This is a genomic window from Vibrio sp. Vb1574 (assembly GCF_033338675.1).
This window is the reverse complement of sequence record NZ_JAWOTC010000397.1, coordinates 1-1,099: the sequence shown is the minus strand read 5'-3', so window position 1 is coordinate 1,099 and position 1,099 is coordinate 1. Positions and strand designations below refer to the sequence as shown.

Annotated in this window: 2 protein-coding genes; both read left to right on the top strand. The window is 40.8% G+C overall.

What is annotated here, in order from left to right; genetic code table 11:
• Positions 1 to 40: 40 nt before the first annotated feature.
• Positions 41 to 502, top strand: a complete 462-nt coding sequence (locus R7O12_RS26435) for a GNAT family N-acetyltransferase (RefSeq protein WP_318127038.1) — start codon at positions 41 to 43, stop codon at positions 500 to 502.
• 115 nt (positions 503 to 617) lie between these two features.
• On the top strand, positions 618 to 1,034 hold the full coding sequence (locus R7O12_RS26430) for a lysozyme inhibitor LprI family protein (RefSeq protein WP_318127036.1): 417 nt from the start codon (positions 618 to 620) through the stop codon (positions 1,032 to 1,034).
• Positions 1,035 to 1,099 lie beyond the last annotated feature (65 nt).

Genomic DNA, 1,099 nt, shown 5'->3' with positions numbered 1-1,099 from the left:
TCACCCCTTAACAGGGCGTTAGGCTTATTCCGGAGGGATAGTGGAATATTCACTGAGACAAGCTGTAGATTCAGATGTCGACTTTCTTCTTAATCTGCGTGATATAACGATGGGTCAGTACCTTAAAGATTGTGGTATGCCCAGAACGAAAGATGCGTATTTAAGTCGAATATTATACGAGTTTGAACATGCGAAAATTATTGAAGTCGCTGGTTCTTCGGCTGGTTTGTTCAAAGCAAAATTTAACGAAGATTCTAACGAATGGTATCTTGTCCAAATTCAAATCCATCCAAACTACCAAACTCAAAATATAGCAAGTTCTCTTATTTCAATGTTAATCGGTAAAGCCAACCTTACGGGTAGTTCGGTTGGGCTTAGTGTATTAAAAACAAATCCCGCTAAACACTTGTATTCAAGGCTGGGTTTTGTAACGGTTGGTGAAAATGAACTGGAGTGTCTCATGCAGCATAAGCCTAACAAAGCGTTTAAGAGGGACTCCTAACGCTTGGCGGTTCTAGCTCAAAGTTCAGCTTAAGTGTTTAAGGCACAATGTTTAAGTTTAGGTAGTATCGCGTTATCGCCCCTTAACGCGGCGTTATGTGCTTTCGGAGAAAACGATGAATAAGTATCTAATCATCATATTAGCTAGTCTTTCGTTTGGTGCTCTTGCTGAAGAAGAGTCCATTGACTGTAATAATGCGATGACCACAATCGAGATAAACCAATGTACTGCTATTGAACTAGAGTCAGCACAAGTTAAATTAGACAAATATCTAAGCGCTAGTTTCGAGCATAACTCTCATGACCCAGAACTGATCGTAGCAATTAAGCTTGCGCAACAGGATTGGCAAGCATATATCTCCTCTCACTGTGATTCGGTTTATACGCAATGGCGTGATGGGACTATTCGTGGAATTATGGCGATATCGTGCAAAACTAAGTTAACTAAGCAAAGAACGCACGAGTTATGGGAAAACTTTTTAACTTATATGGACAGTACACCACCAGTTTTACCGGAGCCAAGTGTAGAGTAGGTTTCAACCACGCACATAACAAGCTGTTCAAGAGTGATTCGCAACGCGTGGCATTTTTGCTATGC

What these genes read in the sequence shown, in the direction of transcription:
- R7O12_RS26430 (WP_318127036.1), top strand. Translation starts at nt 618, where the DNA reads ATGAATAAGTATCTAATCATCATATTAGCTAGTCTTTCGTTTGGTGCT.